Annotated in this window: 23 protein-coding genes; 14 read left to right on the top strand and 9 right to left on the bottom strand. The window is 54.2% G+C overall.

Going from position 1 to position 24,323, the window contains the following annotated elements; genetic code table 11:
• Positions 1-82: 82 nt before the first annotated feature.
• The 3 genes from ABU190_RS21355 to rpmE all read right to left on the bottom strand — a co-directional run bounded on the left by ABU190_RS21355 (position 83) and on the right by rpmE (position 3,002).
• Positions 83-1,624, bottom strand: a complete 1,542-nt coding sequence (locus ABU190_RS21355; RefSeq protein ID WP_354692320.1) for an MFS transporter — start codon at positions 1,622-1,624, stop codon at positions 83-85.
• Between the two features lie 110 nt (positions 1,625-1,734).
• Complete coding sequence (locus ABU190_RS21350) at positions 1,735-2,415, bottom strand: oligogalacturonate-specific porin KdgM family protein (protein ID WP_271850458.1); 681 nt, start codon at positions 2,413-2,415, stop codon at positions 1,735-1,737.
• A 374-nt stretch (positions 2,416-2,789) separates the two neighbouring features.
• On the bottom strand, positions 2,790-3,002 hold the full coding sequence (gene rpmE, locus ABU190_RS21345; protein ID WP_039055221.1) for a 50S ribosomal protein L31: 213 nt from the start codon (positions 3,000-3,002) through the stop codon (positions 2,790-2,792).
• Between the two features lie 206 nt (positions 3,003-3,208).
• Between rpmE and priA the strand changes: the two genes are divergently transcribed.
• The 7 genes from priA to rraA all read left to right on the top strand — a co-directional run bounded on the left by priA (position 3,209) and on the right by rraA (position 11,186).
• Positions 3,209-5,404 (top strand): primosomal protein N', encoded by a 2,196-nt coding sequence (gene priA, locus ABU190_RS21340; protein WP_354692319.1) that lies wholly within the window; start codon positions 3,209-3,211, stop codon positions 5,402-5,404.
• Between the two features lie 124 nt (positions 5,405-5,528).
• Positions 5,529-6,554, top strand: a complete 1,026-nt coding sequence (cytR, locus tag ABU190_RS21335) for a DNA-binding transcriptional regulator CytR (RefSeq protein WP_039077297.1) — start codon at positions 5,529-5,531, stop codon at positions 6,552-6,554.
• 95 nt (positions 6,555-6,649) lie between these two features.
• A complete protein-coding gene (ftsN, locus tag ABU190_RS21330; RefSeq protein ID WP_296425514.1) occupies positions 6,650-7,642 on the top strand; it encodes a cell division protein FtsN in 993 nt (330 codons plus the stop codon).
• 90 nt (positions 7,643-7,732) lie between these two features.
• Positions 7,733-8,263, top strand: a complete 531-nt coding sequence (hslV, locus tag ABU190_RS21325) for an ATP-dependent protease subunit HslV (protein ID WP_039077299.1) — start codon at positions 7,733-7,735, stop codon at positions 8,261-8,263.
• Between the two features lie 9 nt (positions 8,264-8,272).
• On the top strand, positions 8,273-9,607 hold the full coding sequence (hslU, locus tag ABU190_RS21320; protein WP_039077300.1) for an HslU--HslV peptidase ATPase subunit: 1,335 nt from the start codon (positions 8,273-8,275) through the stop codon (positions 9,605-9,607).
• A gap of 71 nt (positions 9,608-9,678) precedes the next feature.
• On the top strand, positions 9,679-10,608 hold the full coding sequence (gene menA, locus ABU190_RS21315) for a 1,4-dihydroxy-2-naphthoate polyprenyltransferase (protein WP_071194823.1): 930 nt from the start codon (positions 9,679-9,681) through the stop codon (positions 10,606-10,608).
• 92 nt (positions 10,609-10,700) lie between these two features.
• Positions 10,701-11,186: a ribonuclease E activity regulator RraA gene (rraA, locus tag ABU190_RS21310; protein ID WP_039077301.1), complete on the top strand. Its 486-nt coding sequence runs from the start codon at positions 10,701-10,703 to the stop codon at positions 11,184-11,186.
• A gap of 192 nt (positions 11,187-11,378) precedes the next feature.
• On the opposite strand, the gene zapB is transcribed toward rraA, so the two are convergent.
• Entirely contained in the window at positions 11,379-11,624 is a 246-nt protein-coding gene (gene zapB, locus ABU190_RS21305; protein WP_103245119.1) for a septal ring assembly protein ZapB, read from the bottom strand.
• Positions 11,625-12,064: 440 nt separating this feature from the next.
• On the opposite strand from zapB, the gene ABU190_RS21300 reads away from it, so the two are divergent.
• The 4 genes from ABU190_RS21300 (at position 12,065) to fpr (ending at position 16,928) form a co-directional block, all read left to right on the top strand.
• Entirely contained in the window at positions 12,065-12,913 is an 849-nt protein-coding gene (locus ABU190_RS21300) for an MIP/aquaporin family protein (RefSeq protein ID WP_039077302.1), read from the top strand.
• Positions 12,914-12,934: 21 nt separating this feature from the next.
• Complete coding sequence (gene glpK, locus ABU190_RS21295) at positions 12,935-14,443, top strand: glycerol kinase GlpK (protein ID WP_039077303.1); 1,509 nt, start codon at positions 12,935-12,937, stop codon at positions 14,441-14,443.
• Positions 14,444-15,074: 631 nt separating this feature from the next.
• A complete protein-coding gene (gene glpX / locus ABU190_RS21290) occupies positions 15,075-16,085 on the top strand; it encodes a class II fructose-bisphosphatase (RefSeq protein WP_354692318.1) in 1,011 nt (336 codons plus the stop codon).
• A 96-nt stretch (positions 16,086-16,181) separates the two neighbouring features.
• Positions 16,182-16,928, top strand: coding sequence for a ferredoxin--NADP(+) reductase (gene fpr / locus ABU190_RS21285; protein WP_039077305.1), 747 nt, complete (start codon positions 16,182-16,184; stop codon positions 16,926-16,928).
• Here the strand turns inward: fpr and ABU190_RS21280 are convergent, their stop codons facing one another.
• On the bottom strand, positions 16,929-17,348 hold the full coding sequence (locus tag ABU190_RS21280) for a DUF805 domain-containing protein (RefSeq protein WP_039077306.1): 420 nt from the start codon (positions 17,346-17,348) through the stop codon (positions 16,929-16,931).
• Positions 17,349-17,460: 112 nt separating this feature from the next.
• Between ABU190_RS21280 and ABU190_RS21275 the strand changes: the two genes are divergently transcribed.
• Both ABU190_RS21275 and tpiA read left to right on the top strand, forming a co-directional pair.
• Entirely contained in the window at positions 17,461-18,048 is a 588-nt protein-coding gene (locus tag ABU190_RS21275; RefSeq protein ID WP_039077307.1) for a DUF1454 family protein, read from the top strand.
• 110 nt (positions 18,049-18,158) lie between these two features.
• Positions 18,159-18,923, top strand: a complete 765-nt coding sequence (gene tpiA / locus ABU190_RS21270) for a triose-phosphate isomerase (protein WP_296425570.1) — start codon at positions 18,159-18,161, stop codon at positions 18,921-18,923.
• 139 nt (positions 18,924-19,062) lie between these two features.
• On the opposite strand, the gene ABU190_RS21265 is transcribed toward tpiA, so the two are convergent.
• Positions 19,063-20,016: an MBL fold metallo-hydrolase gene (locus ABU190_RS21265; protein ID WP_354692317.1), complete on the bottom strand. Its 954-nt coding sequence runs from the start codon at positions 20,014-20,016 to the stop codon at positions 19,063-19,065.
• An 81-nt stretch (positions 20,017-20,097) separates the two neighbouring features.
• Here ABU190_RS21265 and ABU190_RS21260 point away from each other — a divergent pair, with 81 nt between their 5' ends.
• Positions 20,098-21,024, top strand: coding sequence for a LysR family transcriptional regulator (locus tag ABU190_RS21260; protein WP_354692316.1), 927 nt, complete (start codon positions 20,098-20,100; stop codon positions 21,022-21,024).
• Positions 21,025-21,093: 69 nt separating this feature from the next.
• Here ABU190_RS21260 and ABU190_RS21255 read toward each other — a convergent pair whose 3' ends face one another.
• From ABU190_RS21255 to ABU190_RS21245, 3 genes are all read right to left on the bottom strand, one after another.
• A complete protein-coding gene (locus tag ABU190_RS21255) occupies positions 21,094-22,398 on the bottom strand; it encodes an SLC13 family permease (protein ID WP_354692315.1) in 1,305 nt (434 codons plus the stop codon).
• A gap of 73 nt (positions 22,399-22,471) precedes the next feature.
• Positions 22,472-23,227: a CDP-diacylglycerol diphosphatase gene (cdh, locus tag ABU190_RS21250; RefSeq protein ID WP_354692314.1), complete on the bottom strand. Its 756-nt coding sequence runs from the start codon at positions 23,225-23,227 to the stop codon at positions 22,472-22,474.
• Between the two features lie 96 nt (positions 23,228-23,323).
• Positions 23,324-24,313: a sulfate ABC transporter substrate-binding protein gene (locus tag ABU190_RS21245; RefSeq protein ID WP_039077313.1), complete on the bottom strand. Its 990-nt coding sequence runs from the start codon at positions 24,311-24,313 to the stop codon at positions 23,324-23,326.
• Positions 24,314-24,323 lie beyond the last annotated feature (10 nt).

Below are 24,323 nucleotides of genomic sequence, written 5' to 3'. Positions count from 1 at the left end.
GCAGTGAAAAGCATATGCCTGTTTACCCTCATCGGCAATATTTTTGTGACACACATCACAAAAATATTGCTCAAATGATCACCTATATGACTGAGGCGTGAGATTGCGCTTCACGTGCCTTCTGGCGATTGATATAGCCAATATCGTTGTTGCCCCATAGCTGGTCATAAGGCATACCCGCCAGCATTTCCACAGTCTTACGCGCTTGTGGGGTGATGGATTCCGGCGTCAGGCGGCCCGCACTACGCATTTTTGCCGTCTCTTCGCGCAGAACGCTGTGCGTGGACAAGTTCAGGCGGAAGCGCAACGACACCAGGAAACCGATCGACAGCACCAGCACGGTACCGATACTCAGAATCATCAGGATGGTATGGCTCACTCCCGGCACCTGCGTACTCTGCCCGGAAACAAAACCGGACATCTGCATCACAATACCCACCAGCATCACGGCGCCAGCCTGAGAGGCTTTACGCGTTAACGTCATGATCCCGGCAAAGATGCCCTCACGACGCTGACCTGTCACCACCTCGTCCACATCGGCGATATAGGTATAGATGTTCCACGGAATATAGTTGATGCCGCCACGCCCTAACCCGGCAACACCAGAAATAAACAACAGCAGCGACATGTTATCGCTCTGTCCAGCCAACGACAGCAGGGCAAACGAAACCGCAGCCAGACCAAACAGCACCACAACAATACGGTAAGACGGCGCAGCGCCGAAACGAATACAGAGCGGGATCATCCCCATGACCGCGATAAATTGCAGAATCGCCATGGTTCCCATCAGGCTGGAGGCCAGTGTCGGGCTCTGCATCAACACAAACACCACATAGTAGGTGAAGACCGCGTTGAAGACGTCCTGGGCAATATACCCGCCAAGATACATGCCCAGATGCTGACGAAAAATACGGATACGGAAGGTGGAACTCAGCTCAATGATCAGACGACTCAGGCTTTGCCCAAGCGTCAGTTTCGGTTTCGCCGCTTCCGCTTCTTCATCACGCGGGCGCTCCCAGGTGAAGGTCCACACCAGCGTCAGGACGATCGCGCAAATCACCGCGAACACGATACTGGCATAGAAGAAGGAGACGGCATTGTCTTTGCCGAAATGGCTTAACAGAATGCCCGGCAGGAATGCGGCAAGAATGGCGGAAAGCTGCGCCAGCGCGATACGCGCCCCGGAAAACTTGGTTTTCTGTTTGAAGTCATCAGTCATCTCCGGTACCAGCGTTTCGTAAGGCACCAGAATCATGGTGTACACCACATCAAACAGCAGGTATGTGAATAAATAGTACCAGTAGTTCATGTGGCCAACCCACATCAGCGTATAGGAAAATACGCAGGGAATACCGAGCAGAATAAAGAACTTACGACGGCCAAAGCGTTTACCGAACCAGGTATTGCCAAAGTTATCGGTCAAATAACCCATCAGCGGGCTGACAACGGCATCCAGCACCCTGGCCATGGCGAAAATGAAGGTCGCCTCAATCGGCGTTAAGCCACAAAACGTTGTATAAAAATAAAGTAACCATGCGGCGGTCAGTGCTGTTGTACCTGCGCCCAAAAAATCTCCGGAGCCGTACGCCAGATAATTCACTAAACCAATTTTGCGTGTAGACATTGTTTAACCCAATCCTTAGCGAAATATAAAATTCCGACTTAAAAATTGCGAGCGGATACGGCGGCAATATATATTGCCGCCGCATTATTCAGACACAGAAAGAAAGGTAATTAGAAGTTATAACCGATACCGACACGATAACGCGTCTGGCGATCATCTGTCGTTGCCGTTTTATAACCAGAAGACACATTACCTACTTCAACAAATGGCACCCAGGAACCAAATTTATAGGCAATACGGCCGTTATATTCGTAATCACGCTTGGTATTGTTATAGAGATTTTCAGACTCAGCAAATTTATAAATACCGTTTAGCTCAAACATCCAGTTCCCGGTATTATAACCAATCCACGCTTCCGGGCGGTTAACGCGACGATCATCGCGACCTTCTGCGTTACGACGAGTGTATTCGAAACGGTAACGGAAGGCGGTCCACCAGTTGTCGTTGATATTGTACTGAACACGCACAAACGGCTTATAAATGGTTTGGTTCTCGTCCGTTTCGATGGCAATACCAGGCAACCAGACCAGGTTGCTCCAGGTAAACTGGTAGTTGGCTGTATATTCTATCCCGTTCGTTTCCATATTATTTAGCGGCTTTTTCGCATCCGCATCATCAGAACGGGAAATACCTTCTAAGGCCACCCCAAAGCCGCTGGCAAAACGTTGTGACATATATACACGATCATAGTTACGCCCGTCATCGTAATATTCATGACGATAGTCTACGTAACCCGCATGGGCTGTTCCTGCCAGTACCGGCAGTAATAACAACGCATATTTCAACTTCATGGAAATTCCTCTTTGACGTAAATTTCAATAAAAGAAAAGCGTGTAGCTATGGATTCGCAGGCCAGCGTAACGAGTGAAAGACAGCTACAAATTAAAAATGTCCTAATAACGTGAGGAATTGTATTTTAGTGTAAATGTACAAACCTTTGAGTTTTTGCCAGCATTCCGTTTAAGTGGCAAAAAAGCAAAGATATGTCGGCTTGATGTCACCAACTGAAACATTGAATTTTTAAAAAAGAAACGCCGTGCCAAATCAAAAGAACTGGCGTTGCGAAAAATTGCAGTAAGGAGTGAAAAGCAAGAGGGTGTTACACAGAAGGGCCGGAATTCAGGGACAAAAAAAGCGCCTTGCGGCGCTTTTTTCATCTGGCAACTTATTTGCTGCCCGGGATGCTGAAGCGTTTGTTGAAACGCTCAACACGACCACCGGTATCAACAACACGTTGTTTACCAGTAAAGAACGGGTGGCAGTTGCCGCACACGTCCAGGTTCAGGTCGTGACCCACGGTAGAGTGGGTTTTGATCACATTACCGCAAGAACAGGTTGCAGTAATAGCTACATAATTCGGGTGAATACCTTTTTTCATGGGAAACCTCAGTTTAAGGCCGCGTCGCTCTTCCAGCCCTAACGCCAGACACCACGCGAGTTAATGTATTAGTGGATCTCTGGCACGTGAATACGCACCAAAGGCGGCGAATCATACAGAAATTAACCAACGTATGCAAACTGATCCGCGCTCCACCTATAACAATGTGTATACTATCCCGCCAGTTTTCAAGCCAGGATCCTGAGATGCCCGTCGCCCATGTAGCGCTACCCGTACCGTTGCCCCGCACCTTTGACTACCTGCTTCCCGATAGCATGGTCGCCAGCGCGGGCTGCCGGGTACGCGTGCCCTTTGGCACCCAGCAACGGGTGGGGATTGTGGTCTCCGTCGGTGAGACCAGCGAATTGCCCCTCAATGAGCTGAAAAGCGTGCTTGAAGTGCTGGACAGTGCTCCTGTCTTTTCCATCCCGGTTTGGCGGCTTCTGCTCTGGGCGGCGGATTATTATCACCACGCCATTGGCGATGTGCTTTTCAACGCTATTCCTGTACCGCTACGCCAGGGTAAACCCGCCAGTGCCGCAGTACAGTGGTTCTGGTTTGCCACCGAGCAAGGGCAGGCGGTCGATCTTAATAGCCTTAAACGTTCGCCAAAGCAGCAACAGGCGCTGGCAGCCCTGCGCCAGGGGCGCATCTGGCGTCATCAGGTTGCTGAGCTTGAGTTCAATGACGCCGCGCTACAGTCACTGCGTACCAAAGGGCTGGCAGAGCTCAACAGTGAGGAGCCCGCGCATCATGACTGGCGGCATGGCTTTTCCGTCTGCGGCGAGCGTCTGCGTCTTAACACTGAACAGGCAACCGCGGTGGGGGCCATTCACAGCGCGGCGGACCAGTTCTCGGCCTGGCTGCTGGCGGGAGTAACCGGTTCTGGCAAAACAGAAGTTTATCTCAGCGTGCTGGAAAATGTGCTGGCACAAGGGAAACAGGCGCTGGTGATGGTGCCGGAAATCGGCCTGACGCCGCAGACCATCGCCCGTTTTCGCGAACGCTTTTCTGCCCCGGTCGAAGTATTGCATTCCGGACTCAATGACAGTGAACGCCTGTCGGCCTGGTTAAAAGCCAAAAACGGCGAAGCGGCGATTGTCATTGGCACACGTTCGTCACTGTTTACCCCGTTTAAAAATTTGGGCGTTATCGTGATCGATGAAGAACACGACAGCTCTTATAAACAACAGGAAGGCTGGCGCTACCATGCGCGCGACCTGGCCGTCTATCGCGCCCACAGCGAGCAGATTCCGATCATACTCGGCTCGGCGACACCCGCCCTGGAGACGCTCCACAACGTGCGGGCGCGGAAATATAAGATGCTGCGCCTGACGCGCCGCGCCGGCAACGCCCGCCCCGCCATGCAGCATGTTCTGGACCTGAAAGGCCAGGCGCTACAGGCAGGACTCTCCCCTGCTCTTGTGAATCGCATGCGCCAGCATTTGCAGGCAGGCAATCAGGTCATCTTGTTCCTGAACCGTCGAGGCTTCGCGCCGGCACTGCTGTGCCATGATTGTGGCTGGATTGCCGAGTGTCCACGCTGCGATCATTATTACACGTTGCACCAGGCCCAGCAGCATCTACGCTGCCACCATTGCGACAGCCAGCGCCAGGTGCCACGGCAATGCCCTTCCTGCGGTTCAACCCATCTGATGCCCGTTGGACTGGGCACAGAACAACTGGAGCAGGCGCTTGCCCCGCTTTTTCCGGGGGTGCCGCTGTCGCGTATCGACCGGGACACCACCAGCCGTAAAGGTGCGCTCGAGCAACACCTGGCGGAAGTACATCGCGGCGGCGCGCGTATTCTTATCGGCACGCAGATGCTGGCGAAAGGGCACCATTTCCCGGATGTCACGCTGGTTGCCCTGTTGGATGTCGACGGTGCGCTCTTCTCCGCTGACTTCCGCGCCGCTGAGCGCTTTGCGCAGCTTTATACCCAGGTCTCCGGGCGTGCCGGGCGCGCGGGGAAACAGGGTGAAGTGGTACTGCAAACTCACCATCCGGAACACCCTTTATTGCAGACACTTCTGCATAAAGGCTACGACACCTTCGCGGAGCAGGCACTGGCGGAACGTCAGACGCTCCAGCTTCCCCCCTGGACCAGCCATGTGCTCATCCGTGCGGAAGATCATAACAACCAACAGGCGCCGCTGTTCCTGCAACAGCTAAAAAATCTGCTGCAATCCAGCCCGCTGGCAGACCAGCACCTCTGGGTGCTTGGCCCGGTTCCGGCACTGTCTCCCAAACGCGCTGGGCGCTGGCGCTGGCAGCTCCTGCTACAACATCCTTCCCGCGTGCGCCTGCAAGAAATTGTCAGCGGCACGCTTACGCTTATCAACACCTTACCAGAAGCCCGCAAAGTGAAGTGGATGCTGGATGTGGACCCTATTGAGGGCTAAGGTTGCGAGGCACCTCGAAAAATTCAACTTTCATCACATTTTTAATGAAAATTCTGTAACCGATTAGATTAACTATCTGATAAAAATGTGTCTGCGCCTGCGCCGCGCATGCGAGGAGAAGAAGGTGAAGACCAGGAATCAGGTTGCAGCCGCGACCATGAAAGATGTTGCCGTTAAAGCGAAGGTATCCACGGCAACGGTGTCCCGTGCGTTAATGAACCCGGATAAAGTGTCGCAGGCTACCCGCAATCGGGTTGAGCAGGCGGCAATGGAAGTGGGTTATTTGCCGCAGTCGATGGGACGTAACGTTAAACGTAATGAATCCCGGACGATCCTGGTGATCGTGCCGGATATTTGCGATCCGTTTTTTAGTGAAATTATCCGTGGCATCGAAGTCACTGCCGCAGAAAATGGCTATCTGGTATTGATCGGCGATTGTGCTCATCAGAATCAGCAAGAAAAAACCTTTATCGATTTAATCATCACTAAGCAGATAGATGGCATGTTGCTGCTCGGTTCGCGCTTGCCTTTTGATGCCAGCATCGAAGAACAACGTAACCTGCCGCCAATGGTGATGGCGAATGAATTTGCCCCGGAACTGGAACTGCCCACAGTACATATCGACAACCTCACCGCCGCCTTTAATGCCGTGAATTACCTGCGCGAACAGGGGCATCAATACATTGGTTGCATCGCCGGTCCGGAAGAGATGCCGCTGTGCCACTATCGCCTGCAGGGCTATGTACAGGCGCTGCGTCGCTCCGGCATTACCGTTGACCCGCACTATATTGCCCGTGGCGACTTTACCTTTGCCGCCGGTAGCGAGGCGCTGGAACGGTTACTCTCGCTGCCGAAGCCGCCCACTGCGGTATTCTGTCATAGCGACGTCATGGCGCTCGGCGCATTGTCTTATGCGAAGCGCCGTGGTCTGAAAGTGCCGAATGATTTGTCTATTATTGGTTTCGATAACATCTCGCTGGCGGAATTCTGCGATCCTCCGCTCACCACCGTCGCCCAGCCGCGTTTCGATATCGGTCGCGAAGCAATGCTGTTATTACTTGAACAGTTACAAGGGCATACGGTAAGCAGCGGCTCCCGATTACTGGATTGCGAATTGGTCATTCGTGGGTCAACTAAGGCGTTGACTTAACGTAAATGCGTTATCGGAATCCCTCTTCTGGTCAAAAGCCCGTCGCTTAAGTAACATGACGGGCTGACAAACGAAATAAATACAGCGAAACGATAGTGGCACAACGAGATTATGTACGCCGCAGCCAGTCGGCTCCTTCGCGGCAAAAAAAGAGTAGCTCAAGGAAGAAGCAACGTAGCGTATCCGCTGTCTCGCCCGCAATGGTCGCGATTGCCGCCGCAGTACTGGTAGCTTTTATCGGTGGCCTTTACTTTATTACCCACCACAAGAAAGAAGAATCTGAAACGCTGCAAAGCCAGAAGGTTGCAGGCAATGGTCTGCCGCCAAAACCGGAAGAGCGCTGGCGTTATATTAAAGAGCTGGAAAGTCGTCAGCCAGGCGTACGTGCGCCTACCGAGCCATCTGCGGGTGGCGAAGTGGAAAAACCGGAGCAACTGACCAATGAGCAACGTCAGTTACTGGCGCAAATGCAGGCGGATATGCGCCAGCAGCCTACGCAGTTAAACGAAGTGCCGTGGAACGAGCAGACGCAGGAGCAGCGCCAGCAAACGCTGCAACGCCAGCGTCAGGCGCAGCAACAGGTACAGCAGCAGATGCAACAACAGCAGTGGAGCAACGTGCAGGTTGAGCAACCGACACGGACGCCGCCACGGGTAACGGAGCAACCACGCACGGCGCAAACCGCGCCGGTGCAGGCACCGAAGCAAACGCCTCAGCAAAAGCCATCTGCCGCCAGCCAGCAGCCATACCAGGATCTGCTGCAAACGCCAGCACATACCACGGCGGCCGCGCCGAAAACGCAGCAGGCCGCTCCGGTGACGCATGAAGAAGCACCGAAGCAAACGGCCGAGAAAAAAGACGAACGCCGCTGGATGGTACAGTGTGGTTCGTTCAAAGGTGCTGACCAGGCAGAGACCGTTCGTGCCCAGCTCGCCTTTGAAGGGTTTGACTCGCGCATCACCAGCAATAACGGCTGGAATCGCGTGGTTATCGGCCCGGTTAAAGGCAAAGATAACGCAGATGGCACCATTAGCCGTCTGAAACTGGCCGGTCACACAAACTGCATCCGTCTCGCCGCCGGGGGTTGAAACCCCCAAAATCTCCCCCATCTATACTTGCATTCTGCCCCGTATCACTACGGGGCTTGTATTCTGCATTCGTAACCAGGGGGTCTGCTCGTGACAACAATAGTAAGCGTACGCCGTAACGGCCATGTCGTTATCGCTGGTGATGGCCAGGCGACACTGGGCAACACCGTTATGAAAGGCAACGTGAAGAAAGTTCGCCGTCTGTACAACGACAAAGTCATCGCAGGCTTTGCCGGGGGCACGGCTGACGCCTTCACCTTGTTTGAACTCTTTGAACGTAAGCTGGAAATGCACCAGGGCCATCTGGTGAAAGCGGCGGTGGAACTGGCCAAAGACTGGCGTACCGATCGCATGCTGCGCAAGCTGGAAGCGTTACTGGCGGTGGCCGATGAAACGGCCTCACTGATCATCACCGGTAACGGTGACGTTGTGCAGCCAGAAAATGACCTGATTGCCATTGGCTCTGGCGGCCCATATGCCCAGGCTGCTGCCCGTGCGCTGCTGGAAAACACCGACCTCAGCGCGCGCGATATCGCCGAGAAAGCGCTGAATATCGCCGGTGATATCTGCATCTACACTAACCACTTCCACACCATCGAAGAATTGACCACCAAGGCGTAAGGATTCCTCATGTCTGAAATGACCCCACGCGAAATTGTCAGCGAACTGGACAAACACATTATCGGTCAGGATGCGGCGAAGCGTTCCGTGGCGATTGCCCTGCGTAACCGCTGGCGTCGTATGCAGCTTGATGAAGAGCTGCGCCATGAAGTGACCCCGAAAAACATTCTGATGATCGGGCCGACCGGTGTCGGTAAAACCGAAATTGCCCGCCGTCTGGCGAAACTGGCAAACGCGCCGTTTATCAAAGTTGAAGCAACCAAATTCACCGAAGTGGGTTATGTCGGTAAAGAAGTGGATTCCATTATCCGCGATCTTACCGATGCCGCCGTGAAAATGGTCCGCATGCAGTCCATCGAGAAAAACCGCTATCGCGCCGAAGAGATGGCGGAAGAGCGTATTCTGGACGTACTGATCCCCCCGGCAAAAAACAACTGGGGCCAGCCGGAAACCGTCGCTGAGCCGTCTGCTGCACGTCAGTCTTTCCGCAAAAAACTGCGTGAAGGCCAGCTCGACGACAAAGAAATTGAAATCAATCTGGCCGCGTCACCGATGGGCGTAGAGATCATGGCGCCTCCGGGAATGGAAGAGATGACCAGCCAGCTCCAGTCCATGTTTCAGAATCTGGGCGGGCAAAAACAGAAGCCGCGTAAGCTGAAAATCAAAGATGCAATGAAACTGCTGATTGAAGAAGAAGCGGCAAAACTGGTGAATCCGGAAGAGCTGAAACAAGATGCAATCGACGCGGTTGAGCAGCACGGTATCGTCTTCATCGACGAAATCGACAAAATCTGTAAGCGCGGCGGTAACACATCCGGCCCGGATGTTTCCCGCGAAGGTGTTCAGCGCGACCTGCTGCCGCTGGTAGAGGGGTGTACCGTTTCTACCAAGCACGGCATGGTGAAAACTGACCACATCCTGTTTATCGCCTCCGGCGCATTCCAGGTGGCCAGCCCGTCTGACCTGATCCCAGAACTGCAGGGTCGTCTGCCTATTCGCGTTGAACTGAAAGCGCTGACCACGCAAGACTTTGAACGCATTCTGACCGAGCCAAACGCATCGGTTACCGTGCAGTACAAAGCATTGATGGCAACAGAAGGCGTCAATATCGATTTCACTGACGACGGGATTAAACGCATCGCGCAAGCGGCCTGGCAGGTGAACGAGACCACCGAAAACATCGGTGCGCGCCGTCTGCACACCGTTCTGGAACGTCTCATGGAAGATATTTCCTATGATGCCAGCGACCTGAATGGCGAAACTATCATCATCGACGCCGACTATGTGAGTAAGCACCTTGATGCTTTAGTGGCAGATGAAGATCTGAGCCGTTTTATCTTATAATCGCAGCCACAACGTTTTCATCATTTCCGATGGGGGCTTATGCCCCCATTTTTTATTACTGGCTGGTGACTATGACTGACGCACAACCTTTGAGCCGCACCCAGGCCTGGCTGGAAAGCCTGCGCCCAAAAACACTGCCGCTGGCGTTTGCCGCTATCGTGGTAGGGACGACGCTGGCCTGGTGGCAGGGTTTCTTCGATCCGCTGGTTGCCATACTGGCATTAAGCACCGCCGGATTGCTGCAAATCCTTTCCAATCTCGCCAACGACTATGGCGATGCGGTCAAAGGCAGCGATAAACCCGACCGTATTGGTCCGTTGCGCGGTATGCAAAAAGGGGCGATTTCGCTTGAGCAGATGAAGCGTGCGCTGATCATTGTCATTGGCCTGAGCTGCATTTCCGGCCTGCTGTTGCTGCTGGCCGCCTCACAAACCCTGACGGATTTCATCGGCTTTGTGGTGCTTGGCGCGCTGTCTATCATCGCCGCTATCACCTACACCATCGGCAAACGACCTTACGGCTATATCGGCCTTGGCGATGTTTCGGTACTGATTTTCTTTGGCTGGCTGAGCGTAATGGGAAGCTGGTATCTGCAAACGCATATGCTGATCCCTGCGATTATCTTACCCGCTACGGCGTGTGGCCTGCTGGCGACTGCAGTGCTGAATATCAACAACCTGCGTGATATCGACAGCGATCGCGCCAATGGCAAAATCACGCTCGTGGTGCGCTTAGGGCCGGTGAACGCGCGCCGCTACCATGCAGGTCTGCTGGCCGGCGCCCTTCTCTGTCTGGCGCTGTTTAACCTGCTGTCACTGCATAGCGTATGGGGTTGGCTGTTCATCCTTGCCGCGCCGTTGCTGTTAAAACAGGCGCGTTTTGTGATGCGTGAGCGGGATCCGAAAGCCATGCCGCCGATGCTCGAACGTACTGTAAAAGGGGCTTTACTGACTAACCTTTTGTTTGTGATTGGGATTATGCTGAGTCAGACGCATTTTTAACTGACAAAAGTCAATTAACAATTGATGATTTTGCCAACAATGCGTGATGCGCGATATACTGACAACTCTCGCAGCAACTGAACGTTAAGCCTATGAAATACGATACGTCTGAGCTCTGTGACATCTACCAGGAAGATGTCAACGTCGTGGAACCGCTGTTCTCCAATTTTGGTGGACGGTCGTCGTTCGGCGGTCAAATCATCACGGTGAAATGTTTCGAGGATAACGGGTTGCTGTACGATCTGCTCGAAGAAAATGGCCGTGGTCGTGTACTGCTGGTTGATGGCGGTGGTTCTGTGCGTCGTGCGTTAATTGATGCGGACCTGGCGCGCATCGCTCTGCAAAACGAGTGGGAAGGGATTGTGGTCTACGGCGCGGTGCGCCAGGTGGATGATCTGGAAGAACTGGACATTGGCATTCAGGCCATTGCCGCGATTCCGGTGGGTGCCGCTGGAGAAGGCATCGGCGAAAGCGACATTCGCGTCAATTTCGGCGGCGTGACTTTCTTTTCCGGCGACCATCTCTATGCCGACAACACCGGGATAATCCTTTCCGAAGATCCACTGGATATCGAGTGATCAAAAAAGGCACCGCAAGGTGCCTTTTTTATGCGCTGTACCGCTCTGGAAAAGAAAGCCAGAGCAGCTACGCGAAAGATTTCATGTTGTAACAAGCCGGCAACTGAGCGAATCCCCGGGAACACAGACAACGACGTGCCAGGGGAAAGTGAGCGCAGCCAACGCCGCTACGGCACGAAAGATGACGCGTAATCAGACTTCTTCCATACGGCCCAGCAGTGCCTGCAGACGTTCCTGCCAGCCATGCTGCTGTTCTTTCAACTGGTTGTTTTCACGGGCCAGTTCTTCGCGATCATGCTGCGCGGACTGTACTTCCTGGGACAGACTGTTGTTCTTCTCTTTCAGCTCTTCGATTTCCATCTGCAGCAGCGTGATGGTATCAATCGCCTGCTGTACTTTCGCTTCCAGCTTCTCGAATACTTCTAATGACATCGTCATACCTCTCCTGAATTGCAAGGCGTTGATGGGTATATACCACTCGGGTAAATCCGCGTTCCGTGAACGGCGACGCCTTAATGTATTTAGCGCACGGTCTTAGTACCCGATTGTATGAAGCCCTTTAGCCCCTGTCCAGCGACAACCCGCGCAGATCGCGCTTTGCAACACTTTTCAGCCTAAACCTGGTGCATTTGCGGTCCGCTTCAATAAATTGTTAAATTGAGGGTTACAAAAATGATTCAGCTCACACTTCTCCCTCCTTCGCAAACGCGCCTCATCGCGCGAAAACGCTCATTTTATTGACGCAGTACACACATTTTGATTTCGATATTTCTCGTTTTTGCTCGTTAACGATAAATTAACAGTATGTCTACACGGCATCTTGGAGTCTTCTCCCTCCATGCAAACTATAACCATTAAACTCTTTGCAGGATCCGATTATGAGTCAAACCTCAACCTTAAAAGGTCAGTGCATCGCCGAGTTTCTCGGCACCGGGTTGTTGATTTTCTTCGGTGTGGGCTGCGTTGCGGCACTTAAAGTAGCAGGTGCCAGCTTCGGACAGTGGGAAATCAGTATCATTTGGGGTCTGGGCGTGGCGATGGCCATCTACCTGACCGCAGGGGTTTCCGGCGCACACCTTAACCCGGCTGTGACCATTGCATTGTGGCTGTTTGCCTGCTTCGACGGGCGCAAAGTTGTACCCTTTATTGCTTCTCAATTTGCCGGCGCATTCTGCGCGGCCGCACTTGTTTACGGGCTTTATTACAATCTTTTCTTCGATTTCGAACAAACTCACCATATGGTGCGTGGCAGCGTCGAAAGTCTCGATCTGGCAGGCATCTTTTCAACCTACCCTAACCCGCACATCAATTTCTTCCAGGCCTTTGCTGTTGAGATGGTGATTACCGCCGTTCTGATGGGCGTCATCATGGCGCTGGGCGACGATGGCAACGGGATCCCGCGTGGCCCGCTGGCTCCGCTGCTGATTGGCCTGCTGATTGCGGTTATTGGTGCCTCTATGGGTCCGCTGACCGGGTTTGCGATGAACCCTGCTCGTGATATCGGACCGAAAGCGTTCGCCTGGCTGGCAGGCTGGGGCAATGTCGCCTTTACCGGTGGGAAAGATATTCCTTACTTCCTCGTACCGCTGTTTGGGCCTATTGTCGGCGCATCACTGGGTGCCTTCGGTTATCGTAAACTGATTGGCCGTAATTTACCGTGTGACGTTTGTGCTGTGGAAGATGACAAAGACGCCACCACGACTTCACAACAAAAAGCTCCGCTGTAATGTGACTACGGGACATAAATCATGACTGAAAAGAAATATATCGTTGCGCTGGACCAGGGTACCACCAGCTCCCGCGCCGTCGTAATGGATCATGACGCCAACATCATCAGCGTTTCGCAGCGCGAATTCGAACAAATTTATCCTAAGCCAGGCTGGGTTGAGCATGACCCAATGGAAATCTGGGCAACGCAAAGCTCCACGCTGGTAGAAGTGCTGGCTAAAGCGGATATCAACTCAGATGAAATCGCCGCGATTGGTATCACCAACCAACGTGAAACGACCATCGTCTGGGAGCGCGAAACCGGTAAACCTATTTATAACGCCATTGTCTGGCAGTGCCGCCGTACATCAGAAATCTGTGAGCAGCTCAAACGTGATGGCATGGAAGAATACGTGCGTAACGCAACAGGTCTGGTGGTTGACCCGTATTTCTCCGGCACCAAAGTGAAGTGGATTCTCGATCATGTTGAAGGCTCTCGCGAACGTGCGAAGCGTGGCGAGCTGCTGTTCGGTACCGTCGATACCTGGCTTATCTGGAAAATGACCCAGGGCCGCGTACACGTTACTGACTACACCAACGCCTCCCGTACCATGCTGTTCAACATCAATACCCTGGAGTGGGACGACAAGATGCTGGATGCGCTGGATATCCCGCGCGCCATGCTGCCGGAAGTGCGTAAATCGTCCGAAGTCTATGGCCAGACCAACATCGGAGGTAAAGGCGGTACACGTATTCCTATCGCCGGGATCGCCGGTGACCAGCAGGCAGCGCTGTTCGGTCAGTTGTGCGTCAAAGAAGGGATGGCGAAGAACACCTACGGTACTGGCTGCTTTATGCTGATGAACACTGGCGAAAAAGCGGTGAAATCAGAAAATGGTCTGCTGACGACCATCGCATGCGGACCGAGTGGCGAAGTGAATTACGCGCTGGAAGGTGCGGTATTCATGGCAGGTGCGTCCATCCAGTGGCTGCGCGACGAGATGAAACTGATCAGCGATGCGTTTGACTCGGAATATTTCGCGACCAAAGTGAAAGACACCAACGGCGTCTACGTAGTGCCTGCCTTTACCGGCCTGGGCGCACCGTACTGGGACCCGTATGCACGTGGCGCGATTTTCGGTCTGACCCGTGGCGTAAACTCAAACCACATCATTCGCGCCACGCTGGAATCTATTGCCTACCAGACGCGTGATGTACTGGAAGCCATGCAGGCTGACTCCGGCATTCGTCTGCACGCCCTGCGTGTGGATGGCGGTGCGGTAGCCAACAACTTCCTGATGCAGTTCCAGTCGGACATTCTGGGCACCCGCGTGGAGCGTCCGGAAGTGCGTGAAGTTACGGCGCTGGGCGCAGCTTACCTGGCGGGTCTGGCAGTTGGCTTCTGGCAAAACCTGGACGAACTGCAGGAAAAAGCGGTCATTGAGCGCGAATTCCGTCCGGGCATCGAAACCACCGAACGTAACTACCGTTACGAGGGCTGGAAAAAAGCGGTGAAACGCGCGCTGGCATGGGAAGAGCGCGACGAGTAATCTCCCCCAACCCTCTCCCTTTAGGGCTGAGGAATCCCCACAAAAATGCGAGCACGATCGGTCCCCTCTCCTCTTTGGGGAGAGGGTTAGGGTGAGGGGGAAAATGCGGCTCTGATGGTCATTTCGTTCACCTTATGTTCCTTGCTTTTCTGTCGCGACAGAACCCGTGAACGTGCCAGGGTGGCTCACCGCCACCACCCTGGCGACCCGGGCTCCCGGCCAGGAAAATCGCCGCTGGCGCGGTCCATGATGCTTATGTCGTCTGACTTTCGGGTCGGGGACCAGCCTGCGTCCTTGCAGGCTATCCCCTCCGCCCGCTTCCCTGCGGGCGGCCCCGGTCAGCCGCAACGCCTCATCGATTTTCAGCCGGACCCTGTCATCGCTGTCACTGTTTTATTCTTATTAAGCGGCGTTGTCGCTGTAAAACGTAAGATTACTGGGGATTCCTCAGCCCTTTAGGGGGAGAGGGTGAAAACCTGCCCCGCACGCTCGCTCACCTTCTGCTCCAAAAATCACACTGGTTCGCCCCTCTTTCCTTTGGAGAGAGTGCCAGGGCGAGGGGACCAGACCGCGCCCGGACCTGCTCTGTGTGTTAAACTTCGCGCAATTTCTTTCACTTCACGAGTTTGCTATGAGACGAGAACTTGCCATTGAATTTTCCCGCGTGACCGAAGCAGCGGCGCTGGCTGGCTATAAGTGGCTGGGTCGCGGCGACAAAAATACCGCCGACGGTGCTGCCGTTCACGCCATGCGCATCATGCTTAACCAGGTCAATATCGCCGGGACCATTGTGATTGGCGAAGGGGAAATCGACGAAGCCCCAATGCTCTATATCGGTGAAAAAGTCGGTACCGGTAAAGGCGACGCGGTGGATATCGCCGTTGACCCGATTGAAGGCACCCGTATGACCGCCATGGGCCAGGCCAACGCTCTGGCAGTACTGGCTGTGGGTGATCAAGGCTGCTTCCTCAATGCGCCGGATATGTACATGGAAAAACTGATTGTCGGCCCAGGCGCGAAAGGCACTATCGACCTGAACCTGCCACTTGCCGATAACCTGCGTAATGTTGCTCATGCGCTCGGTAAACCGCTCAGTGAGCTGACGGTGACGATTCTGGCCAAACCTCGCCACGACGCCACCATCGCTGAAATGCAGAAGCTTGGTGTCCGCGTTTTCGCTATTCCGGACGGCGATGTTGCGGCCTCCATTCTGACCTGTATGCCGGACAGTGAAGTCGATGTCCTCTACGGTATTGGCGGTGCGCCGGAAGGTGTCGTCTCAGCCGCCGTCATCCGCGCGCTTGATGGCGATATGAATGGCCGCTTGCTGGCACGTCATCACGTGAAAGGCGACAACGAAGAGAACCGTCGTATCGGGGAAATCGAGCTGGCACGCTGCCAGGCGATGGGCATTGAGGCCGATAAAGTACTGCGTCTGGATGAAATGGCACGCAGCGACAACGTGATTTTCTCCGCAACCGGAATTACCAAAGGCGACCTGCTGGACGGCATTAGCCGTAAAGGCAACATCGCCATCACCGAAACCCTGCTGATTCGCGGGAAATCGCGTACCATTCGCCGTATCCAGTCCATTCACTACCTGGATCGCAAAGACCCGGACGTGCAGACGCACATTCTGTAAGATTATTTATCAGGGAGAGCTTTCCGGCCCATCCGGGCTGGAAATCCTCCCCATTCACGACGAAGATAAGGCAATGATTCTGAACAGGAGAAAATCATGGCCGACTGGGTTACAGGAAAAGTCGTAAAAGTCGAGTTCTGGACCGACGCGTTGTTCAGCCTGACCGTTCATGCCCCCGTTCATCCCTTCACTGCCGGACAATTTGCCAAACTGGGCCTCGAAATCGATGGCGAACGGGTACAGCGTGCCTATTCCTACGTCAACGCCCCAGGCAGCCCCGACCTGGAATTTTATCTGGTCACCGTCCCTGAGGGTAAACTCAGCCCGCGCCTGGCTGCCTTACAGCCCGACGATGAGGTATTGATCGTCAGCGAGGCGGCAGGCTTCTTTGTTCTTGAAGAGGTGCCGGACTGTGACACGCTGTGGATGTTGGCGACCGGGACCGCGATTGGGCCTTATTTGTCTATCCTGCAGGAAGGAAAGGACCTGGATCGCTTCAAAAATCTGGTGCTGGTGCATGCGGTGCGTTATGCCGCGGATTTAAGCTATCTGCCGCTGATGCTTGAACTGCAGAAACGCTATGAAGGCAAATTGCGGATTCAAACGGTGGTCAGCCGGGAAACCGTGCCCGGATCGCTCACAGGACGTGTCCCTGCGCTGATTGAGAACGGCGCACTGGAAGCGGCGGTGGGATTGCCGATGAACAGCGACACCAGCCACGTCATGCTCTGCGGCAACCCGCAGATGGTGCGCGACACCCAGCAGTTACTGAAAGAGACCCGGCAGATGGCGAAACACCTGCGCCGCCGCCCGGGCCACATTACCGCCGAACACTACTGGTGATCAGCGGAACTGTACTTCAAGCGTATCTTTGCCGAACTTGTTCTCGCCCTGGGTGCCAATAAACGCGCCCAGGTCGATGAGCATTGTCACCATAATCAGCACCGGCACGAAACGGCCAACAACCCATTGCCATGTACCGCCCAGTATCTCCCAGTGCCCTGCCAGCAGCATCCAGGCAAGAATAAATAACAACGACCAACTGCCAGACTTATTACGGTCATGCAGTCGTTTCACAATCACACACGCGGTTGGCCAGAGCAGGCAAACCAGCATAAACGCGGCATTTTGGCTGGCCAGGAGTTCAAAACTGACCGCGTAAAACAACGCCGCCATCGCCAGCACCCAGATAACGGTCCAGATCCAGAAATCACGACGACCAATGCGGCCTTTAAATGAGAACAACCACTGCTGAATACCCATGTAAGGTTCCTTTAATTGTAGTGCTGCGTAGTTTACCCTGGTCGCGTGAGTTTTTGACAAGCCAGACTGTTATCGTTTTAATCGTGAGCAAAGAGAAGTGAGGACGATGTTAATGAAAACCTGGTGGCTCCTGTTTACGGCGCTCTTCATCAATCACTATGCCATCGCAGAGGATACGCCACCTGCGGCGGCGGCCCCGTATCTGCTGCCGGGTGCTCCCACCTTCGAACAATCCATCAGCCAGTTCAGGGAAAAATTCAACGAAGATAATCCCGACCTGCAGCTCAATGAATTTCGCGCTGTCGATTCGCGAGGTGATACTGAACGCCTGACCCGCGCCGCGACCAAAATTAACGACAACTTGTATGCCTCCACGGCGCTGGAACGCGGCACGTTGAAAATTAAATCCATGCAGATGACCTGGCTACCGGTCCGGGGGCCAGAGCAAAAGGCGGCCAAAGCGAAAGCCCAGGAGTATATGGCGGCGCTGATTCGCGCGTTCTCACCGACGCTGACCAAAGCGCAAAGTCTGCAAAAGCTGCAAAAATTACTGAACAACGGCAAAAACAAGCTCTGGTATGCCGAAACGGAAGGGGCTATCCGTTATGTTGTTGCAGATGACGGCGAAAAGGGGCTGACCTTCGCTGTTGAACCGATTAAGCTGGCGCTATCTGAAAGCCTGGAAGGCGACAATAAATGACAAAAAGCAAAGCCTTTCCCATGACGAATCTCTATACTGTTTCACAGACCAAACTGCCCTGACGGGCAGACATCTTACTTAAATTCGCTCTTATAGCGTGGAGAATTCAAATGCGACATCCTTTAGTGATGGGTAACTGGAAACTGAACGGCAGCCGCCACATGGTAAACGAACTGGTAGCTAACCTGCGTAAAGAGCTGGCTGGTGTGACAGGTTGTGGCGTTGCTATCGCTCCGCCGACTATGTACCTGGATCTGGCTAAGCAAGCCGCTGCAGGCAGCCACATCATTCTGGGCGCTCAGAACGTCGACGTTAACCTGTCTGGCGCATTCACCGGCGAAACCTCCGCTGAAATGCTCAAAGATATCGGCGCGCAGTACATCATTATCGGCCACTCCGAGCGTCGTACTTACCACGCAGAATCTGACGAACTCATTGCTAAAAAATTCGCCGTTCTGAAAGAACAAGGTCTGATTCCGGTTCTGTGCATCGGTGAAACCGAAGCAGAAAACGAAGCGGGCAAAACCGAAGAAGTGTGTGCACGTCAGATCGACGCAGTTCTGAAAACTCAGGGCGCAGCGGCATTCGAAGGCGCGGTCATCGCTTACGAACCCGTATGGGCAATCGGCACCGGCAAATCCGCGACGCCGGCTCAGGCTCAGGCGGTTCACAAATTCATCCGTGACCACATTGCTAAAGCAGACGCGAAAGTGGCTGAGCAGGTTATCATCCAGTACGGCGGTTCCGTTAACGCGGCTAACGCTGCTGAGCTGTTCACCCAGCCGGATATCGACGGCGCGCTGGTTGGCGGTGCATCCCTGAAAGCTGACGCTTTCGCGGTGATCGTTAAAGCGGCAGAAGCAGCAAAAGCGTAATTCGCTTGCCCCTGTGAGCACTCACTTCCTGTTAAGGCGGGGAGTGTTCACGTTATCTCTCCCCTCAGGGGGAGAGATACACTCTTAATTTGGTTACCGCCCCGGCTTTATCGATGCGGGCATCCAGAATCTATGCAGGTTATTGTCCTAACTGGGTCGTATAATTACTTTCCACCCAGCGATACCCGTTCCCCTCACGCTTTACATGGCCAAACCCCGGAAAAGAAATATGTGCGGCGGCGACCCAATACCCCTGCTCCGCAGCCTGTTTGAGCACACGCTCCCGCGTTTTAATGGCCTGCTGGCGATTGACGTCAAAGTGTATGGCCACGTGCGGATCGGGCATTTGTACCGCCTTGGCGTGGATAATATCGCCCCATAAAACCAGTGTCTGACCTTCACTTTCCACACGATACAGTACGCTGCCCGGCGTATGACCCGCGGTAGATTCCGCACGGATCCCCTCCATGAGAGCTGCAGGCGCCTGGAATGTTTTTAGCCGCCCGGCATTGATGACCGGACGAAGCGTCTTTTCACTTTCAGCAAAAGTGTGTGCTTCACCTGGCTCCACCTTATTGACGTTTGACGGGTTAAGCCAGAAGTCGACATCGCGTTTGTCCACATACACGTCAGCATTCGCAAAGGCAGGTTTGCCGGCACGTGACACACCGCCAGAGTGATCGGCATGAATATGGGTCAGCAATACATCATCAATGGATTCAGCCGGATACCCTGCTGCGGCAAGGTTTTCCAGCAGATGCCCGCCCTGACTACCGAATAGCTCACCGGCGCCGGTATCCACTAAAATACGTTTTTTGCCATCGTCGATGACATAGGCGTTAATCGAGGTTTCTGCCTGCGGCGTCATTGCTTCGCCAGCCATCGCCTGGCGTAATTTTTCCGGTGAGATGTTCGTCAGCAGTTTATTCAGGGGGACCGTCACCGTGCCGTCGGATACGGCGGTAACCCGCAGCTTGCCCAGTTTCATGCGATAGTAACCGGGAGCCTGTTCATCCAGCGCACTCGTCTGCCCGGCAGCCAGAAGCTGGCTGGAAAAGAGAAGTGTCGCCACCAGCGCCAGTATCATTTTCATAAAATTGCCTCATCACAGTGTCATTTAACCGTGCTCAGCAGTATCCTCAGCAACCCAGTATCACTCAAATTGATTAATATAATGTTCACTATCAGAGAAAATGATTTTCATCGTATCGATCTGAATTTGTTGACGGTACTGTTAGTCCTGCAGCGGGAAGGCAGCGTGTCACGTACCGCTGAAAAACTGCATCTGGGGCAACCGGCGGTCAGTAATGCGCTGGCCAGGTTGCGTGACATGTTCGACGATCCCCTGTTTGTGCGTACCGCAGGAGGCATGGTACCGACGCCGCGTGCCGAAGCGCTTATTGCCTCACTCGGCCCCCTGATGGAACAGATGCAGTATGTTCTTTTTCAACCACCGTCATTTACCCCGGCGAAGGCAAGCCATGTGTTTCGTCTGGGGATGAGCGACTGGGTGGAGCGCTGGCTGATGCCGGAATTACAGGCATACATGACACGCGAAGCGCCGGGAATCACCTTGCAGGTGACGGCCAGCGATCCGTTCCGGGATGGTGAGCAAGTGATCCAAAGGGAGATAGACCTGGCGATTTCGGTTGGTCAGAGCACCGCCGCCACGTTGAGGCGTGAACATCTCCGTTCACTCAACTTTTGTACGTTCTGGCACCCCGATCAGCTTTCGCTGGAAGCACCGCTGACGGTAAGTGATTACGTGGAGCATGACCACGTACTGGTTTCCTATCGCGGTGCGGCATGGAGCGCCGTCGACGAACAGTTAGCATTGCAGGGGAAATCACGAAGGGTGCGTTACGTTACGCCGCATTTTTCTTCTCTGCCGCCGCTGCTGAAACGCATACCCGCTTTAGCGACCGTCCCTTCCGGGCTGGCTGCCGACTGGATTTCCCATTACGGTTTACGCTGTAGCCCCGTTCCGGTTGAGACGCCGGAAATTGCCCTCTCGCTGCTGTGGCATAAATGCTGTGATAACGATATGCCGCTGAACTGGCTAAGAACGGTATTACACAAGGTCATAAACGCACTGCCGTAATTCACCTCGTCTTTGTACTGACTTGATTGCCCCCACAAAGGCCAGTGTGAGGGGCAGATCGCGCCAGAACTACAATTTCCCCAGCACACTAAACCACGCATAATCCAGCGGCAGCAGCACCAGATACGTTGCCACCGCCAGGGCAATACACAACAACATCCCTGCCCGCGCCGGCACTTTGCCTAATGCCATGGCCACTACGATCGGTGACGCCTGATACGGCAGCAGTGGAGTGGAATAGCCCAGCACCTGAATCATAATCACCGACAGTAGCGGGAAGCCCGTTGCATCGGAAAAACTCTGCGCCAGCGTGGTGAAAAGCGCAGGTACACCATTCGCCGTCATAATGAAGTTGAGCGCGGTCGTGGTGCCGGTGAGCGCCAGGAAGCTGGTAAAAGGATGCGCCGGATCCAGCGGCATGATGTGCAGCAGCGCATTCCCTACCGCCGCCCCAATCCCTGTTTGCGTGACCGTAATGGCCAGCCCAAGGATCCCGGCGACATAAATACAAGTGCGGATATTTACCCCACTGGAAAACTCATCACCATTAATAAACCCAACGCGCGGCAGCAGAGTAATACAGGCGGCAGCCAGCCCCGTCCAGGCCGGGCCAATGCCGTGCCAGCTCTCCGTGACCCACATCGTTAAGACCACCGCCAGCAGCCAGGCAAGGCGCTTCTCCTCCCGGCTCATGGGTTCCGACGGCGTAAGGTCTTTTGGCGCATGCGGCTGCCCGGGGAAAAGCCAGCAGATAAGACCAATCAGGATGAGGCCTTTCAGAATGCCCAGCACCGGCGTATGCAGCAGCAGATACGGCAGATAATTGAGATGAATACCGTAGGATCCTTCCGCCGCCCCGCTCATCACCAGATTGGGCACATTGGCGGGTAAAATCGTCGCCGACAACTGGAAGGTGCCAAACCCCACCGCCAGCGCAAGGCCATACCAGGAGCGCGTTCCTTCGTTGATGCCCGCACGCGCCGCCATCGCCGCCACAATCGGCATCAGTAGAGCAATACGTCCCATGTTCGACGGCATAACAAACGCCAGCGCATAGCTCAGCAATACAACGCTTGCGACCATTTGCAACCACGAATCGGTTAGCCTGGCCGATAGCGCCCGCGCGGCCCGGTCGGCCAGCCCCGTTTTCCGAATGGCGACCCCCAGGACAAAACCGCTAAATACCAGCCAGAAAGCGGAGGAGGCAAAACCGCCGAAAATGACATCCGGCGGCGCAATCTTCGCCACCATCGCAGCGGCAAAAAACAGCAGCGCCGTGATGAATTCCGGTAGCAGCGAGGTAGCCCACAGCACGATAGTGAGACCAATAATAATGGAAGGCAGAAACAGAGGGTGAGTAAACCAGAGCGACATACCTGTCTCCTGTAGAATTTATCGGCAAGTCTACGGCGACAGGCTTGCCTGGTAAACGCCAAAACTGGTGGGGCTATTTCAGGATATTACATTGATGATCCTGAATTTCCTCGGCGGAACCACGGTTAAAGGCGAGCAGATTACGCTCCGTCGCCAGCAGCACAAAGGAGCCATCAGCCTGCTGTATCATCGCCATGCCGTAGCGCCCCATATGTTCACGCGCTGTCGGCACCTCTTCCGCCAGCATTAAAAACGGGCTTCGCTGTACCAGTTCAGCTTCCGTTACGCGGCGCGCCAGATAAGGATGCCCAAGAATGCCGCCCGGAAAGGCCAGCCACTGACTACTGATACGCGAGGCTTGCTGATCAAGCTTCACACGCACGTCTTCGCGCAGGCAAGAAATATGGATATGGAAATGGTTCTGGGTACGGCCGACGCGAGAGTTAATTGTCAGCGACAGGGCATTATCCGGGAGTGGGGTTCCCCGCGTTTTACCGAGCACGCCGCGTGATTGCCAGGCCTGCCAGAGAAAATTGGGTGTGTGGGATTTTAATAACAGCGGGCTTTCAATACCGTTGATACGGTACGTTGGCATCAGCAGATACTGTAATGGCCCGTTGCGGTCTTTAAGCAACACATAACCACTGTCGAGATTGACCTGCGCACAGGGCGCGGGTAGATGGTTGTTCCGCTGATTCGGCACACATTGCTCAAGCACGATATGGCGCAATACGTCCCGTTTACTGCTGTTCCACCAGTATTCGCCACCCACCAAGGCCGCAACCACCGCAATCAACAACGCTATGCCAAACAGGCGCACTGTTTTCATCGATCTCTCCTTACAGGGAGGAACAGGAAGCATAGCGCAGAGATCGGTTGGGATAAAACGAAAACGGCCCTGTTAAGGGCCGCTGGAGGATTAAGGTTAGCGTTTGCTGATTTCGTCGAACTTGCCGCCGTTGGAGAAGTGCTCTTTCTGCGCTTTCGTCCAGCCGCCAAAGACATCGTCAATGGTGAACAATTTCAGTTTCGGGAATTCGTTTGCGTATTTTGCCGCCACGTCTTTGTCACGAGGACGGTAGAAGTTCTTCGCCGCTATCTCCTGCCCTTCCGGGGAGTAGAGATATTTCAGGTAAGCTTCTGCCACTTTCTGCGTGCCTTTCTTCTCGACAACTTTATCGACAACAGACACGGTTGGCTCTGCAAGAATGGATTCACTTGGCGTCACGATTTCAAACTTGTCTTTACCCAGCTCGTTCGTTGCCAGCAGCGCTTCGTTTTCCCAGGCAATCAGCACATCGCCGATACCACGTTCTACGAAGGTATTGGTCGCGCCGCGCGCACCGGAGTCCAGCACTTCGACGTTTTTATACAGCGCTTTCACGAACTCCTGCGCTTTAGCCTGATCGCCACCGTTCTGATGCAGGGCATAACCCCACGCAGCCAGATAGTTCCAGCGTGCGCCGCCAGAGCTTTTCGGGTTCGGGGTAATGACCGACACGCCCGGTTTGATTAAATCATTCCAGTCATGAATCTGTTTTGGGTTGCCTTTACGCACCAGGAAAACGATGGTGGAGGTGTAAGGTGCGGAGTTATCCGGCAGGCGTTTGATCCAGTTTTTGTCGATGCTGCCACGCTCGGCAATCGCATCGACATCATACGCCAGCGCCAGGGTCACGACATCGGCATCAAGACCGTTGATAACCGAGGTTGCCTGTTTGCCTGAGCCGCCGTGTGACTGACGAATCGTGACGTTATCGCCCGTTTCCTGTTTCCAGTGGGCGCTGAACGCTTTGTTGTATTGCTCGTACAATTCACGCGTTGGATCATACGAAACGTTTAATAACTGAATATCCTTTGCCAGAACGCTGCCGGATGCCAGCAGCAAAGTTAACCCCACGCCCCATTTATTCATCGCCCACTCT

Origin of the sequence: Phytobacter sp. RSE-02 (assembly GCF_040578655.1) — a bacterium.
Classification (GTDB): domain Bacteria; phylum Pseudomonadota; class Gammaproteobacteria; order Enterobacterales; family Enterobacteriaceae; genus Phytobacter; species Phytobacter diazotrophicus.
The sequence above is the reverse complement of the archived record's forward strand: the minus strand, read 5'-3'. Positions and strand labels throughout refer to the sequence as shown.